The sequence below is a fragment of the Achromobacter sp. SLBN-14 genome (assembly GCF_006715415.1).
Lineage (GTDB): Bacteria > Pseudomonadota > Gammaproteobacteria > Burkholderiales > Burkholderiaceae_B > Achromobacter > Achromobacter mucicolens.
On sequence record NZ_VFNE01000001.1, the window covers coordinates 3,521,377 to 3,537,156 of the forward strand.

10 protein-coding genes are annotated in these 15,780 nt (G+C 66.1%); 5 read left to right on the forward strand and 5 right to left on the reverse strand.

The annotated features are described in order from the left end of the window. From tagF to FBY20_RS16105, 4 genes are all read right to left on the reverse strand, one after another. Complete coding sequence (tagF, locus tag FBY20_RS16090) at nucleotides 1–984, reverse strand: type VI secretion system-associated protein TagF (RefSeq protein WP_056325695.1); 984 nt, start codon at nucleotides 982–984, stop codon at nucleotides 1–3. Next, nucleotides 981–4,748, reverse strand: a complete 3,768-nt coding sequence (gene tssM, locus FBY20_RS16095; RefSeq protein WP_255452376.1) for a type VI secretion system membrane subunit TssM — start codon at nucleotides 4,746–4,748, stop codon at nucleotides 981–983. The genes tagF and tssM overlap by 4 nt, the downstream gene beginning before the upstream one ends. Nucleotides 4,749–4,812: 64 nt before the next feature. Next, a complete protein-coding gene (locus FBY20_RS16100) occupies nucleotides 4,813–6,180 on the reverse strand; it encodes a hypothetical protein (protein ID WP_142053369.1) in 1,368 nt (455 codons plus the stop codon). After that, nucleotides 6,180–7,031 (reverse strand): M15 family metallopeptidase, encoded by an 852-nt coding sequence (locus FBY20_RS16105; protein ID WP_218895215.1) that lies wholly within the window; start codon nucleotides 7,029–7,031, stop codon nucleotides 6,180–6,182. Before FBY20_RS16105 ends, FBY20_RS16100 begins: the two co-directional genes overlap by 1 nt. 193 nt (nucleotides 7,032–7,224) lie before the next feature. On the opposite strand from FBY20_RS16105, the gene FBY20_RS16110 reads away from it, so the two are divergent. From FBY20_RS16110 to FBY20_RS16130, 5 genes are read left to right on the forward strand one after another with little or no spacing between them, the layout of a single operon-like run. After that, nucleotides 7,225–8,100 carry a hypothetical protein gene (locus FBY20_RS16110; RefSeq protein WP_142053371.1) on the forward strand — a complete coding sequence of 292 codons (876 nt, stop codon included), beginning with the start codon at nucleotides 7,225–7,227 and terminating at the stop codon, nucleotides 8,098–8,100. Nucleotides 8,101–8,158: 58 nt separating this feature from the next. After that, the gene (locus FBY20_RS16115) at nucleotides 8,159–11,047 is read left to right on the forward strand and encodes a type VI secretion system Vgr family protein (protein WP_142053373.1); all 2,889 of its coding nucleotides are present in this window, start codon (nucleotides 8,159–8,161) and stop codon (nucleotides 11,045–11,047) included. A gap of 5 nt (nucleotides 11,048–11,052) precedes the next feature. Beyond that, nucleotides 11,053–12,027, forward strand: coding sequence for a DUF4123 domain-containing protein (locus FBY20_RS16120; RefSeq protein ID WP_142053375.1), 975 nt, complete (start codon nucleotides 11,053–11,055; stop codon nucleotides 12,025–12,027). Then, entirely contained in the window at nucleotides 12,028–12,810 is a 783-nt protein-coding gene (locus tag FBY20_RS16125) for a DUF3304 domain-containing protein (protein WP_056325705.1), read from the forward strand. It abuts the gene before it with no gap. Next, the gene (locus FBY20_RS16130; RefSeq protein ID WP_142053377.1) at nucleotides 12,800–15,106 is read left to right on the forward strand and encodes a phospholipase effector Tle1 domain-containing protein; all 2,307 of its coding nucleotides are present in this window, start codon (nucleotides 12,800–12,802) and stop codon (nucleotides 15,104–15,106) included. Before FBY20_RS16125 ends, FBY20_RS16130 begins: the two co-directional genes overlap by 11 nt. A 134-nt stretch (nucleotides 15,107–15,240) precedes the next feature. Here the strand turns inward: FBY20_RS16130 and FBY20_RS16135 are convergent, their stop codons facing one another. After that, nucleotides 15,241–15,744, reverse strand: coding sequence for a hypothetical protein (locus FBY20_RS16135; protein ID WP_056325710.1), 504 nt, complete (start codon nucleotides 15,742–15,744; stop codon nucleotides 15,241–15,243). Between the last annotated feature and the right edge of the window lie 36 nt (nucleotides 15,745–15,780).

Sequence of the window (15,780 nt, forward strand, 5' to 3'; positions counted from 1 at the left end):
CTAGGCTCCGATGAAAACTTCGCGGAACGTCTCCAGCGCCTGGCGCAAGGAGAGCCGCGGTTGATCCAGATAGCTCGCCAGCTTGGCCAGCCCGTGGCTGGCGCTGACGTGATCGCGCACCCACGGCGCGTCTTCCAGCACGATGTAATGCTGCGACAGCGCCTGCGGGGTGGATAGCAGCGTTGCCAGCGTGCGCGGCGAGGCGCCGCGAAAGCCCACGACCAGCCGATGCTTGCCGGCGATGCGCCCGATGAAAATGGCGATCTCGAAATCGGCGCGTGTCAGGAACGGCGCGATCAAGGTCATCCAGTAGCTGGCGACCAGATTGATGTAGAGCGGATCGTCCGGCAGCGGCAGCGCAAGCCCGGTGTCCAGTTGCGATGAGCCGCTGGACATCACGGGCGTGAGCAGGATGCCCAGCGCCAGGACGATGTCGTGCATGCTGGCCGCGTGTCCGTTGCCGCGCAGCATGGCCTCGACGCGTTCGATCGTCTGAAGGTCGATGAAGGCATCGAAGCCGTCGTCGGCGGCGGTGCGGATCTCGCCTTCCAGGTCGTTCAGCGTTTGCAGCGCGGGCGCGGGGTCGCCGTCGTGCATGAGCTGCGCCGCTGCCGTGCCCATGCGATTCCACATGCGGCTGAAGGCGAGCGGGCTGCGCGCGATGAAGTCCAGCGGACGGGTCACTTCCACCGACGTGGCGGTAATGAACGGAAAGCGCCGGCCCGATTGGTCGCGGCTGGGCTGAAGATGGCCGGCGATGGCCAGCTTGCCGCGCGAGCCCAGCACGGCGAAGGGAACGGGCTGCGCTTCGTCGTACAGCGTCTTCCAGTGCGGGTCCTGCGCCAGCACCTCCATGGTGTTGGCCACCCACGCATCCAGCGTCGCCATCAGCTGCGGGTGCGAGGTGTTCTTGACGAAATCACCACGGGACGGAATCTTGCCAAAGTAAGCCGTACGGAACATGGGAGACTGCGGATTGCTCATTGCTGCGCTCCGGCAGGCGTCGGGGCGACGGAGGGTTGAGGGGATGTGCCGGCCACCGTGGCGGGCAGGCGCAGGTTGCGCAGGCCCTGGCTGCCGGGCTCGGCGCCGCCGGCGCTGGCGGCTTGCGCGTTGCTGATGATGCGCAGACGGACGGGCACGGTGATGTTGGATTTGCTCCAGCTCATCTCGAAGCTGCCGTCCGGGTTGGGCTTGCGCTGCGCGCCCGAGATCAGGCGTTCCAGGCCGAAGCGGCCGGGTTCGTTGACCACTTCCACCACGGTGCCGTCAAAGGCGGTGGCCGTGATGCGCGCGCCCGGCGCGCCCTGCGCGTTGGGCCATACGAAGTTCACCCATTGCGCCGGCGTGTTGCGGTAGCGCAGCTGCTGGCCGTCGATCTCGATGGTGTATTCGGTCACGCCGCCGGCGGGCCTGGGCTGGATCTGGAACAGCGTCTGCGGCTGGCTTGCCGCGCCCGATCCGGCTGCGCCGCCGGACAGCGGCGCCACCCACTGGGCAAAGTTCGCCGTGAAGGACGGTTGCAGCTCGATGCCCATGTCGCCCCAGGTGCGCGCGGTCAGGATGTCGCCGCGACGCACGGTCAGCGGACCCAGCGTCTCATTGACGTACTTGGCGATGCTGCCCTGCGGGCCGAAGATCTGCCCGATCTCTTCACCGCTGGCCTCGATGCCGGCCTTGGTCGAGAACGGATACTTGTCGGCCAGCGTCTGCGTGAAGGGCTGGTACACCTGCGCGTTCCATACCTTGTTCAGCTCGGTCTGGGCCGGCTGCATTGCGACGGCGTAACCCTGGATCAGCGGGCGCACCAGCAGCGGACGGAGCGTCTCGCGCTGCGCGGGCGTCAATCCCGCCAGCATCTGCTCATCCACCAGTTTCAGCGCATCGGCCAGTTCCGAATCCTTGCCTTCCAGCGTCTGCCGCATCAGGAGCAGCGCGCCGGGGCCCGGATCGCCCTGGTTGTTGATGAGGTTAAAGCGCGTGCGGATCTTGGACAGCGCGTTCATGTAGTTGCCCAGCAGCGACTGGTTGTCGCGCGTGACGACCAGTCGCGCCACGTCGGAGAACTCGCGGCCCACCGGTCCCATCGGCATCTGTTCGCCGCCCGGCGCGACTTCTGTGGGCTTGGGCTGGCCCTGGCGCAGGATCACCCGCTTGAACCACGCGACCACGCCGGTCTGCGCCTGCGAAAGGCCGGTGTTGATCAGCGACGGGTTGTCCCAGGAGGTCTGCTCGTACGTCGTGTTGATGAGCTTGACCAGCGGCGAGTTCTGCGGATCGCCCAGGCGGTTCATGCCTTGCACCGCCTGATCGAAGCTGGAGAAAGGCTTGATCGTGACGCCGCGCAGCATCTTCTGCCACTCCTGCGCGTACTCCGTCTTGTACATCGTGGCCAGGCTTTTCTGGATCTGCTCGGGGCTGCCTTCCAGCGTGAGGTCGTCGCGCGCGTTCACGCCCAGCACCCAATCGCTGGTCTGGACTTCCTTGCGGGCGGCTTCGCCGATGGCCGGCTCAATGTACTGTTCCCACGCTTCCCGCGTGAAGGTGCCCGGCACGGCGTAGCTGCCCGCGACCACGGCGGCGTCGGCTTCGCCCATGATGCGCGCCACCGTCATCGCGGGGAAGCGGGTGGCGGCGCGCGCCTTGAGCGTGGCGTAGGCGCGTTCGCGCGCCGGCATGCCCTGCATGACGCTGCGCAGGTTGCCGCGCGTGCGCTCGACCATGGCCAGGTTGGTTTCGATCTGCGGCCAGTCGCTGTCCGCCGCGCGCGCGACGTAGAACGAGATAAGCCGTTCGGCGCTGCGGATGAGCTGGTCGCGGGGCATCGCGCCCCGGTTGGTTTCCAGCCAGCCGCGCCAGAAACGCGTGATCTGATCCGACAGGTGCGTCGGATCCACGTGTTCGCGATTGGCCATCATCAGGTACGTCTTGAGCGCGTTGTAGGCGTCGTCGACGTTGGTGGGCGAGGCGTCCTGGAACAGCGTGTCGCCCGCGTTCGCGCGCACGGTTTGCGCTTGCGCGGGCGGGGTGGCGGGGCGCTCGCCGGAAGCGGCGGCCTGCGATACGTCCACCCGTCCCAGATAGTCCTCCAGGCTGGCCTTGACGGGCGCCAGCATGAATTGACGCAGGCCGTTGTAGTACTCGGCGAGCAGGCGCTGCTTGAGCACATCGCCCTGATACAGCCCCAGGCCCAGCGACAGCGGCCGGCTGGCGGAATAGCGGTCCAGCTGTTCGATGCGGTCCTGCAGGATCTCCATCGCTTCCAGGCGGCTTTGCAGGTCCGTGCGCTCGCCTTGCAGGCGCACGACCTTGTCCAGGTCGGCCTGCACGTTGGTGGCCAGTTGCCGGTTGCCCAGGTACGACCAGCTCCATCCGCCCAGCACCAGGCCCAGCGCCAGCACCAACCCGAAGAAGGTCAGGTAACGCATGCGGACCTTGTTCGGGCTGGCGTGCTGGCGCACCAGCTTCTTGTCCGCGAAGATCACGTTGGAGAACAGGTCGCGCAGGAAGAAGCCGTTGTGCGAATTGACGCCGCGCGCGGGCTCGCGGTTGGCCGGGCGCAGCGTGAAGCGTTCGGCCAGCTTGTCGGTGGATGTGCTGCGCGATGCGCCTTCCTGCAGCGCGCTGGTGAAGTAAAAGCCGCGGAACACGGGCTTGTACTGAAACGGATTGGTCTCGAACAGCGTCGACAGAAACGTGCGCAGCGCCGGCTTGATGCCCGCGAATTCCAGCGGGAACGTCAGCAGGCCCGGGGGCAGGGCGGCGCTGCGGCGCAGCGACATCTGCGCCGTGCCCATTTCCTTGAGCCCTTCGTATAGTTCGTCGAAGCGCTCGTCGAACAGCGTCAGGACGTCGCGGCTTTCATCGGCGCCATAGGGCAACGTGGCGCCCCAGACTCGATCGCGCTCGCGCGCATCCGCGTCGGCAAAGAACTCCGAGAAGCCGGCGATCAAGTCGGCCTTGGTGAAGATCACATACACCGGCGCAAACACTTCCAGCCGGTCGGTTAGTTCCTGAACGCGCTGGCGCAGGTTCTTGGCCAGGTTGATCGCGAATTCGGGGCCGGCATCCGTCAGTTCACTGATGCTGGCGGCCACGATGATGCCGTTGATGGGCGCCTTGGGACGATGGCGCTTGAGCAGGTCCAGAAAGCTCATCCATTCGTTGCGGTCTTCTTCGTGCACCGAGTAGCGGCCCGCGGTGTCCAGCAGGATGCCTTCCGTGGTGAAGAACCAGTCGCAGTTGCGCGTGCCGCCCACGCCGCGCACCGCTGCGCCGTTCTTGTCTGCAAAGGGGAACTGCAAGCCGGAATTGATCACGGCGCTGCTCTTGCCGGCGGCAGGGTTGCCGATGACGATGTACCAGGGCAGCTCGTACAGCGCTTCGTTGCCGGAGGTCTGGCCGATTTTCGATGTCTTGATGGTGCGTACGGCCTGCGTCAGCCGCGTGCGCAGCGCCTCGATCTCATTGCGGTTGGCGGCGGGGCTGGCGGCCGCGCCCGTCTGCACCTGTTGTTCCAGCATGTCGCCCAGCTTCTGGTTGGCGCGCCGCGCCTTGCGGCGGCGCCACAGGTAGGTGCACAACCACAGAAACAGCAGCACGCCCAGCAAGGCCCCGGCCCACACCATCGCGATCTGCATGGTGTCGGCAAACAGGAACAGGAACACGATCAGCGCAATCAGGCCAATGGCCATGAAGGTGCGCGGGTTGGCGAACACGCGAGCGCTCCAGTAGCGGAAGTCGCTCATGGCGCTGGAAAATCGAGAAAACAATCCTGATGGGCTACGCATGGTTTTCGCTGTTGTTATGGGGTCAGGCGGTAGCGCCGGCGGCGGGCTGGGTAACCAGTGCCGCCGAGCGCAATACGGGGTCTTGCAGGGTAAGGGTCAGGACCGGCTGGGCGTACTGCATGCAGGCTTGCCCGGCCACGGCCAGCGTCAGCAGGGAGGCGGCCACGCCGGTATGTCCACAGGCAACGCCAACCGACTGGCAATCCTTGGCGGCGTCCAGGTGACTTAAAAGTTGTGACGCGATGTTGATCGGTTCTAGCGGGCGGCTGCCCCGGTGGTCGGCATCGCTGATGACGTGGATGACGCTGTCGGGCATGACGTCCGCGCGTTGCAGCAGGTCTTGCACAGCGTCCGCCAGCGGGGCTTCGGCCTGCGCGCCGCGCGCGTCGGCCGGCTTCTGGCGGCGCAGCACGGGCGACAGGGCCACGCGCAGTGGGGCGTCGGTGCCGGCCGGGCCCAGCAGCAGGCCGGCGGCCGCTTCGCCCGGCACACGGCCTTGCGGATTGGCGGGGGTCAGCAGTGTCGACATGCCATCCCACATCGCCACTTGCTCGGGATCGATATAGCCGTCGCCAGCCAGCACGATGCGCCAGGGCTCGGGCGTCTGCGCGTCGTGCGGGGCCGCCGCCAGGTCGCGCAGCAGGCCGTCGGCTGCCATGGTGTCGCGCGCCTGGTGTTGCGCGACGCTGATGCGGCTATCAGGCCAGACGCCGGCCGCGGCCTGAATCTCCTGGCACGCGCGTTCACGCGCCGCGTCGGGCCAATCGGCCGGCAGGACGAGCTCCACGCGCAGCAGGGGCCAGTCCTCATCGCGGGCGGGCACATCCAGCGCGGTGACGTGGCGATGCGCCTCGTTGGTGAGCGTGCGGGCGACGTCGGCCAGCAAGGACGTCACGCGCAGGGTTGCCGTGCCCGTCGCCTCGGGCGGCGCGCCGCGCTCGCGGGCAGCGGCGTACAGCGCAAGGTCGTTCACGCCGGGCACGCGCGCGGCGAAGATGGGATAGCCTTGCGGCGTTTTCAGTTCGGCATCCAGCTCGGGACGCTTTTGCGCCGCCAGCGCCTCGGCGATGGCGGCGGTGTCGTCGCCGGCGGCGGCACGCGCCGCCACGGCGGCCACGCGCAATTGGACAAGTTGCGCAGGCGCGTGCGCCGGCGTTTGCGCCGCCGGCGTGGCGGCGTCCGCGGCAGGCTTGGGGGCGCGTGCGGCACGCACCGCGCGCGCCCCAAGCCACAGGGCCGCCAGCATCGCCAGGGGCAGCGCGAAGAGATACAGCCCGATGTCCACGCCGGTCGGCAGCGTGCGGGATTCCTGCCACCAGATGATGACGGCCAGCCACACCACCGCGAACAGCATCAGGACCAACAGGCCTTTCTTGACTACGCGGGCCATCACTTGGCGCCCTCGCGAGCGCGTTGCATGACCCCGGGACGGCGCAGCTCGACGTGGCCGAAGTCCATCATCTTCCAGCGGCCGCCCCACGTCAGGCCGACCAGTTCGGCGGTTTCGCCGAAGAGTTCATAGCCGCGCATGGCCCAGGGGTCTTTTTCAGAGATGACGATCTTGCCGTCGCGGAAGAATGCGCTGTCGGCGGCCAGGCCATATTGGTGATAGCTCTGGAACGCGCCCGCGTTCGTCACGTGCGTGCCCATGCCCGCCAGTTCTTCCTGCCGCTCGGGGCTGCGATAGCCCTCGATCAGCGCCATTTCGTACCCATGCTGTTCACGCATGATGCGATACGCCAAGAGCAGGCGCTGGCGGAAATCCGCGTCCAGCAAATCCCAGTTCCGGCTTGCGCCGCCCAGCTTCGGACGCACCAATTCCACTTCGCGGGTGGTGAACGCGTCGGGGGGCAGCGGGGCGGGCGGAGCCAGCCTTTCGCCCTCCAGCAAAGCCTGTATCCGGCGGTCCGGACCGGCCGTTTGGGTGCTGTAAACGAATGTGTGATTGTGTCGCATGAAGAAAGCAAAAAGTGACGGAAGCATTACAACTGTCAGCCCGATTGCGACTTGCCAGCGATACCTTCCGACCCAATCCCTCGACGCGTTCATGCCGCTGCGCAGCACGCCCGCCGTCCCGCCAACTGCCCCGCCCGCGTGGGTCACGCCACGCGTCGCACCCCGCGCCACCCCTTGTACGCAGGCGCGCAGACCCCGGGCTGCGCCGTGGCGCAACGCGGGAAAAAAAAGGAGAGCGGAGACGCCCACCGCCAGTAAAAAATACAGGGGCAGTAGCAGCAACAAGATAGGTCCCTCATATGAAGGCGTAATCTTTTGTTCTATTCGCGCACGAGGCAAGTGCTCGGGCGTTGCAAGTAGCGTCCGACCCTTAGGAATCGTAACAAGGAGCGATGATCGAAACGGATCGATCGGGTATTCTCGGCGGGGCTTGGTTACAGGGGGGCTGCACACGCCTCCTGCTGACACGGGAATCCGCATGGCAGAAGACAAACAAGAATCTCGCCCTACGAAGACCGCGCCGAGTTTGCTCAGCGCCACGGCGTCCTCGTCACGCGAGATCGAATCGGCGCGCATTCTGGCGGCGCTAGAGGGGCGCGTACCGCAAGCCGAGGTCAAACATCTTGCGCCGCCGCGCCGCCGCGCGGGGCGGTGGCTGGCGCTGGCGCTGTTGCTGGCCTTGCTGGCTGGCGGCGTCACCTGGTTCATTCATGAAGATGGCGCGGCGCCCATGACGGCGCAAGCGCCGGCGCCCGCCGTGGCGTCGGCCGAGCGCCCCGTCTCCGCGCCGCCGCAAGCGTCTGGCGCGGCCTCCGCGGCAGATACATCGCTACCCTCTGCGTTGGACACGCCGCCGGCGGTTGCCGCCATCGTTGACGAAGCGCCGCCCGCGCGCGATGCGAACATCGGCCGGGGTGATCCGGACCCGCTGGGCGAACCCACCAATCCGCTGTCCGTGCTGGCCATGACGCCGCCGCCCGCGGCCGCGCCTGCGCCTGGACCCACGCGTCAGGCAGCCGAACAGCAACGCGCGCGCCAGTCTGGCGCGCCGCAAGCGGCCAAGCCCGCCAGCAACACACCGCGTACGGCCGCCAAGCAGTCGGATACCGACGCCGCCTTGCTCTCGGCATTGATGAGCTACGGGCTGCCGCCAGCTTCTCCGCCGGGCACACGCGTCTACAAGTCCGACGGCGTGTTCATCCGCGAGATGCCCGGCTCGCCGCTGGCCGACCGGCTGAAGGCGTGCCGCAAACTCAGTTTCATTGAAGGCGAGCAATGCCGCCTGCGCGTGTGCGCGGGGCAGTGGGGCACGGCCCCGGAATGCCCCACGCCGCAAGCCAACGTCGAACCCTGAATTCGCATCGCCCGGAGCGGGCGAATGTCGTCAACGTCTTCGAAGAGGTTTTTGTTCCATGGCTGTCAACGCAAGCAGCGGCAGTTTCAGCGCCGAGACCCGCCTTTTCCGGCTGGACGGCGAAGGGGCGATGTCGTCCTTGCAGGTGGAAGGCTGGGCCGCGCGCGAGGGGCTGTCGACAATTGGTCAGATGCGCGTGGTGGCGCTGGCCGAAGATGCCGGGCTGGACCTGAACGACATGATCTCGCGTCCGGCCACCTTGTGGACCACGTGTGCGGACGGCACAGAAATTGGGCGAAGCGGCGTCGTGCGCGAGGCCGAGATGTTGGGCGGCAATCCGGGCATGGCGCGGTATCGCCTGACCTTGGCGCCGTGGTTGTGGCTGGCGACGCAGCGGCGCGAAAGCCGCATCTATGAAAGCCAGCCCGTATTGGACATCGTGCGGCACGTGCTGGATACCTACCCGGGCTACACGTACAAGGTGTCCGCCGAGGTCGAGACGCATCTGGCCGATCTGCCCGCGCGCCCCTACACCACGCAGTATCGCGAAACCGATTACGACTTTCTGTCGCGGCTGTTGGCCGAGTCCGGCCTGGGCTGGACCACCGTCGAAGACGACAGCGCGCCTGCGCGCCACGCGGTGCTGATCTTTGCCGACAGCCGTACGCTGGCCGAGGACGCGCAGTCCGCCGGCGTGGGCGTGCGCTTTCAGCGCGCGCACGCCACCGAATCGCGGGATGGCGTGCAGGTGTTCGCGCGGCGGCAACGCCGCGGCGTGGAACGCGTCACCGTGCTGGGATGGCATGGCAGCGGCAAGCATGCCATTTCGGGGCAGGCCCTGGCGGGCCCGGCCAGCGGGTCCGATGACGAGAGCGCCGGGCTGGAATGGTTCGAGCCGCTGGGCCACGGCGCCTTGTTGAATCAGGCGCATGCGCAGTTTCAGGCCACGCTGATGATGCAGGCGGTGCAGGCAAGCGCTGAAACGTTCGTGGGGCGCGGCAATGTGCGCACCTTCCGGTCGGGAACCCGGTTCACGCTGCAAGACATGTCGCCATTGGGTCCGTCCGGCGAGGCGGGTTTTGAACCGGTCTTCGCGCTGGATCTGCTGGAGCAGGTGGGTGTGAACAATCTGCCTGGCCAGGCCGATGCCGGCATGGCGGCAATGCGGGGCGCGCTGGATGATTTTCTGCGCTTTGACGACGAGACCGTCGCGCACGCCGCCGACGGGGATGAGCCTGCGCGCAGCGACGCCTTCTTTGGCCAGGCGCAGCCCGATGCCGCCGTGCTGGCACGCGCGCACGACGTGGGCTATGCAAACCGGTTCCGCGCCGTGCGCTGCGACCGGCCCTGGCGCGCCGCCTTCGCTGCGGGGCGAGGCGCACGGCTGGCGGGCGCGCCGTCGGTGGTGGGCGTGCACACGGCCATCGTCACCAACGCTGAAGGGTCCACCGAGGCCCGTGGCGAGGACGAGATCTACCGCAATGCACGCGGCGATGTCCGCGTGCGCTTTCATTGGCAGGCGGAAGGCGCCGGCCTGGCAAAAAGCCGATGGGCGCGCGTGGCGCAGCGCCAGGCAGGCGCGGGGATGGGCATGAGCTTCGTGCCGCGCGTCGGCCAGGAAGTGCTGGTGCGGTTTCTGGATGAAGACATCGACCAGCCCCTGGTGGTGGGCGCGCTGTACAACGGACGTGGTGAGGGCGGCATCCCTTCCACGCCCGGCGGCAGGGCCGGCGAACCGATGAACACCGACGTCTACGCCGCCGCCCTGGACGGCAAGCCCAGTGCGCAGGCCAACCTGGCCAGCGGCAATGCGCCTGCCTGGCATGGCGCGGCCGGTGGCGACGAACAGCATCGCAACGCGGCCGCGCTGAGCGGCTTCAAAAGCAAGGAATTCGGCGGCGACGGCTACAACCAGATCGTGTTCGACGACAGCGATGGCCAGTTGCGCATGCAGATCAAAACGACGCAGGCCGCCACGGAGTTGAACCTGGGCCACTTGATTCACCAAAGCGGCAACTATCGCGGCAACGTGCGCGGCGTGGGCGCAGAGCTGCGCACCGATGCGTTCGGCGCGGTGCGCGGCGCAGGCGGCGTGCTGCTCACGACCTATAACGCGGGCGGCAGCGAGCCGGCGGGCGAGGCCGCGGCGCCTTTGACGCTGGCCGGGCAGGCCGACATCATGGCGCAGTCGTTCGATGGCGTGGTCGGCGCCCACCAGGGCGTGCGGCTGGCGTCCGCGCGCGGCACGACGTCCGAAGGCGCCAGCCGCCTGGATGGCGAACGCGCGCCGCTGGCCGCCATGACGCACGCCGTGTCCGGCACCGTGGCCGGCGAGGCGCTGGGCGGCGCGGCGGGCGATGCCTCGGCCAAACATACGGACGTGGTGGACGGCAAGGTGCCCCACCTGACGGACCCGCTGGTGCTGATGGCGGGCCGGGCGGGCCTGACGCAAGCGGCCGGACGCAACCTGCAGGTGGCGGCGGGCGAACTGGTGCATTGGTCTTCCGGGCAGGACCACAACCTGGCCGTCATCGGGTCGTTGCGCGTGCATACCGGGCAGGCGCTGGGCATCGTGGCCGGGGTGCAGCAGGGCGGCGCGGAATCGGGCCTGGACCTGATTGCGGGCACGGGCGATGTCGAGGTGCTGTCGCAGCACGATGTGCTGACGGTGCAGGCGCAGCAGGATCTGCGCATGGTGAGCGCCAACGCGGGCATCGAGTACGCGTCGCCCACGCGAATCCGCATCGCCAACGCGGCGGGCGCCAGCATCGTGATCGAAGGCGGCAACATCACCGTCACCGCACCGGGCCGTATCGACGTCAAGACCGGCAACAAGCAATTTGCCGGCCCGACGCAGATGCCGTATCCGCTGCCCCAGTTCACCGTCTGCAAGACCTGCATCCTGGACGCCCTGGAGAGCGTGCAGTCCATCACCGACAAGGGATGACGGCGATGCACTATTCCTGGCAGGACGCGCTGCTGTCCACATTCGCCGAATTGCCCCATCACCGCGGCCCGTATGGCGAGGCCGCGCGCGCGTATGTGATCGTCGACTTCCGCGGCCATCCGGATCTGCTGGCGCGGCTGACCGCGACCGAGGACCTGAGTTTCGGCTCGGTGTGGGCGCAGACCGGGCTGGACATCTACGGCGACGTGGCGCCGCTGCTGATCGAAGTGGACGGCGCCTCGCAAGGCGTGCTGCGCGGGCCGCGTCACGGGGATTTCAGCACCGTGCTGGTGCGCGTGCTGGAAGCGCTGCATGAGCGCGCCGCAGGCCGCTACGCGATGATGAGCTTCGCATCGGCGGTGCCGCTGGAGAAGCTCATCGCGCACTTCGGCGCGTTCTGCGACTACGCCTTGCCGGATGCCAGCGAGTTCTTCCTGCATTGGTACGACAGCCGCATCCTCGCGCGCGTGGTCCAGGTCTGGACACCCGAGCAGCGCGCGCGTTTCGCGGCGCCCTTGATCACGCTGCGTTATGCGCTGCGAGATGGTTCGCAGGGCGAGCTGGCTGGCACGGGTCGGCTACCCGCCGCGCGGCCGGACGGCATCGAACGCTTCACGCCCGAACAGCACCAGATGCTGTTCGATCTGGACTACCCGGACAAGCTGGCGGTGCAGTTGCGCCGGCTTTATCCGAACCTGCTGCCCGGCAATCCCGATCAGGACGCCCTGGTGCCGCGCGTGCAGGCGCAATTGGAACGCGCGCGTGCTCACGGCGTGGCAGGAGATAAGGACACGTTCGACTATGTCGCGTGGGGCGTGGCGATCTCGCCGCGCTTCGATGAGCATCCGGCGATCGCCGACGGGCTGCGTGCGTATCGGGCAAACGCAGAAGGCGGGCTGTCGAAAGCGCTGGAAGGCGTGCCGGATGCGGTGTGGGATGCGGTGCATGCAAAGTGGCGCGAGACGATTTCGGAGAAATGAATGCGTAAGGGTTTGATCGGGATACTGCTGTGGCTGGGCCTATTGGCGGGGTGCAATGGCGAACCCATCTATAAGGGGGTGAGCTTTGTCACGTACAACTACACGCCATGGAACCTGGAGCCCGTACGCATCAGTGATGCATCGGGTCGCGTGGCAAGTTCCAGCACGCTCCCATCGGGCGGCGGCGAGGGGAGCGTCTCTTGCTGCTATACGTTTTCCGGTACCGAATTCAAGGTGAAATGGAGCGGAGGTGACCCCGACCTGCTCCGCAAACATCTGTTTGACGGCAAGTTCGACGAGGTACTGTTCAAGAAGGAAACGACGGTGCACTTCCCGGCCACGAAAGTGCCCGAAGGGGATGGAACGCTGATTCTGGAGTTGCACATCTATCCGGATGAACACATGGAGCTCGCCTTGAGCCGCGAGTTGAAAGGGCAAGTCAGAATTCCAATCGTCGATACCACTCGCTGGCTGTATGGGAAGTACCGAGACGAGCTTGCGGGGTACAAGAGTGCAGGCTATTTGGCCAACGAAGTTGCCAGGGTCACAAAACAGGCGTGGATGTCCTATCGACTAGAAGACGCCGAAGACTTGCGCGGATATATGTATCTGCACTTCATTGTGTCTTCCAACTTTGGCAAAGACCCGGATGTGGCATCCGTTCTGAACGACCCTGACCGCAAGCCCGGTGACTTTGGCCGCGCCGTGGCCGCTTTGTCGAAAGAGCAGATCGCACGGATCAAGGCGACCGGCGAGCCGGCGGGAGGAAAGCATGTCCAGTGATCAGCTTCCGGATCAGGATAGAACGCCCGCATCGGTATTGAAGGCGATGGCGGAGAATGAGGCGGCCTATCCAAAGGACTCCTGCACGGAATGCGGCGTCACGTTGCGCCTGGGATTCTTCTTTGACGGGTTCGGGCGGAACAAGGATCTGGATAAGGAAAATCCTACGTTCCTGTCCAACGTCAGCCGGTTGTGGATGGCGCACTACAACGCGGGCAACAAGCCCGTCACGAACAAACAACGCTGGTATGGGTTTTACTATTCCGGCCTTGGCGTCGACCTCAACGAGGGCGCAAAGGAACAAATCCTCGTCAGCGCGCTCACGCTTGCTGGCGGCAAGATGGTAGACAAGGCAGTCTCTAGTGCGCAGGATGCTGCGAAGAACATTACGCGTCTTGATGAAGTGCCCGATGTGGATGCCACCGGGCGTGCCAAGAAGGCTGTCCAGCAATCCATCAAGGACGGGTCCTTCCACCCCATGGTGAAGGCGTACAAGGACGTCGTCAAAGACGTTCAGACGCTTCCGGAGAAGACGGTCAGAATCTGGAATGCCCTGGATCCCGACCGGATCCGCAATCGCGCACAGGCCACCTTGCGGGGCTTCTGGTCGGATTTCAAGAAGAACCCGCTGAAGGTTGCCTGGACTGCGGGAAAGAACGCCGCCAAGGCAACGTTGCTGGAGGGCGTGCCGGTAGTGCGGGACAATGCCGTCGTCGCCGAATTGATGGGAACGGGCGTTGACACGCGCCTGGATGCAGCCAGACGTCAGTTCGAGCAAGCCTATCAGGCTGAGAACGCGGGCACGGAAAAGGTCGTGCGTATCGAGGTCTGCGTTTTTGGAGCGGATCGCGGCGGGGTCATCGCCAAGCAATTCGTCAACGATATCGTCAAGAAGTACAAACGCCGCCACGACACCGACCTGGCCATCATCGGAAAAGACGGTGCGCTGGACGCGAAGATTGTCATTCGATTCCTGGGATTGTTTGACAGTGTCGCTTCCATCATGGAAGAAAGCTGGTTCCTTGAATTCATTCCCTTCACGGATCTGATCAAACAGACCCACAAGGACCGCACGCTGACCATACCCGCAGCTGTGGAGAAGGCCGTGCATTTCGCCGCGGCGCATGAGTTGCGCCGCAATCAGCGGCTGGATTCCCTGGAAAAGACGCGTGGCCTGCAGTATCTCTATCCGGGCTCGAGCGGTGACGTGACCGGCGTGGCCCCAATGGGATCGCTGGGCACTCGCGCGTCGCTGTCCCGGGTTCCATTGCGCGAGATGATGAACCTGGCGCTCGCACACGGCGCCGCAATGCATAGCATGGAAAGCCTGGCGGTCCGTGATCTGGCGCTTTACCGGATGCTGAGCCTGGCCGACGCGATCGAAGACGAAGGGCAGACCTATCACGTCCAGGAACTGGTCGATGCCTACCGCGAGATCGTCAAATACGAACCTGGCTGCGATTTCGTGCCGCACATGGAAGTTTTCCTGCGGTGGCTGGCGGTGCGTTATCAGGACCCCGTATTTCGCGCCGGGATGTCGGATCCCGCGGAGCAGTGGATCAAGGACCGGGACTTCTTCACCCCGGAGCAGGAGCTCATCGAAGAGCGCAGGCGATTGGGCATGGTATCGCGGGAGGAGCTTGCCAAACCCGAGACCACGGCGCGCGTGCGCGAGCTGGAAGCCTTGGCCAATGAGCGCCGCGAGCGCGCCAATGCCAGCCGTGGCGAAGCGCCGCCGCAGCGTTTTCTGCCGCTGTGGGAGCGTCTGGAGGAGGAGTACAAGGGGTTGGAAGAAGCCGAACGCCAGGATGCGGCGACGGAGCAGCGGCGGCAGGACATGGAACGCAATCAACCCGAGCAGCTTCGGGCCATTGAACGGTGGGATCAGGACGCGGTCTTCATGGAAAACATGCGCCTTGGCAGAAAGCCGGGCGACCCAGATTATGTGGAGAAGCTGCCGGACCCCTTCGCCGACATGAAGGCCGATCGCGCCATGCAGCGGCGTCTGCTGACCGCCTGGCGCGATGCGCGCGACGGCAAGACGCAATTGCCGCCCAAGGTGATGACGCTGTTCGACTGGCTGGTGCATGACGCGATGCTGAGCAGCTGGCCAGACCATCTGCTGGCCAGCACCCGCATGTATTTCCGCGTGCGCGACAAGGATGTGTTCGCCAAGACCGACGCGAAGGCCGAGATGGAACAGCGCGCCAAGGATATGCGCAACGCTGAGAAGGTGGAGGCGATGGCCGCGCGCAACGAGCAGAACATCCGGCAGATGACGCCCGCACGGCCCTGAGCGGCCGCGTGGTTGTAATGGAGCGACGGCCCCGCAGAGCGGGGCCGTCTTCATTTGACCGGCCCGTTCGTTTGGCGGCCGGATCTTCTACTGGCCGTCGCTTTCCCTGGCCGGCTTTTACTTCTGGCCGAGTTTCACTTCTGGCCTTCTTCGACCTCGATGGTCACCGTGTTCGACTTCACGTCCTCGGCCTCGATGTAGACCTCATACGTGGCCGGCGTGGCCGGCAGGTGCAGCACGCCGGCCATGTCGGTGGTGAAGCGCGTTTCCACGGTCATGCCCGGCGGCAGGGCAATCTTCGGGGGGCGGGGGCCGCCTTCCCGCGGGTCCACCGAGACATTGGGCAGCTTGGGACGCACGTAGTTGAACGCGACGCCGCGGTAGACCTTGCCGGTGCGCGTATCCTTCGCCACGAAGCGCGGAAGTTGCGGATTGTCGATGACGGGCAGGATGCCGCGTGCGCAGACCGGAATCGTCAGGGTGCTGCCGTCGCGGATCCTTACGCGCGAGGGCGCGGCGATGCGCATCTGCGCGTCGTAGCCTTGCAGCGGCGGCATGCAGGCGTGTTCCTGCTGCGAGTGCGTGGGCACCGAGGCAAAGGAGGCGGGCTCGATCCAGTCGGTAGTCATGATGGGCATGTCGATGTCGTTTCAGAGGGCGAGGGTGATCCGGGG

What these genes read in the sequence shown, in the direction of transcription:
- tagF (WP_056325695.1), bottom strand. Translation starts at nt 984, where the DNA reads ATGAGCAATCCGCAGTCTCCCATGTTCCGTACGGCTTACTTTGGCAAG.
- tssM (WP_255452376.1), bottom strand. Translation starts at nt 4,748, where the DNA reads ATGAGCGACTTCCGCTACTGGAGCGCTCGCGTGTTCGCCAACCCGCGC.
- FBY20_RS16100 (WP_142053369.1), bottom strand. Translation starts at nt 6,180, where the DNA reads ATGGCCCGCGTAGTCAAGAAAGGCCTGTTGGTCCTGATGCTGTTCGCG.
- FBY20_RS16110 (WP_142053371.1), top strand. Translation starts at nt 7,225, where the DNA reads ATGGCAGAAGACAAACAAGAATCTCGCCCTACGAAGACCGCGCCGAGT.
- FBY20_RS16115 (WP_142053373.1), top strand. Translation starts at nt 8,159, where the DNA reads ATGGCTGTCAACGCAAGCAGCGGCAGTTTCAGCGCCGAGACCCGCCTT.
- FBY20_RS16120 (WP_142053375.1), top strand. Translation starts at nt 11,053, where the DNA reads ATGCACTATTCCTGGCAGGACGCGCTGCTGTCCACATTCGCCGAATTG.
- FBY20_RS16125 (WP_056325705.1), top strand. Translation starts at nt 12,028, where the DNA reads ATGCGTAAGGGTTTGATCGGGATACTGCTGTGGCTGGGCCTATTGGCG.
- FBY20_RS16130 (WP_142053377.1), top strand. Translation starts at nt 12,800, where the DNA reads ATGTCCAGTGATCAGCTTCCGGATCAGGATAGAACGCCCGCATCGGTA.
- FBY20_RS16135 (WP_056325710.1), bottom strand. Translation starts at nt 15,744, where the DNA reads ATGCCCATCATGACTACCGACTGGATCGAGCCCGCCTCCTTTGCCTCG.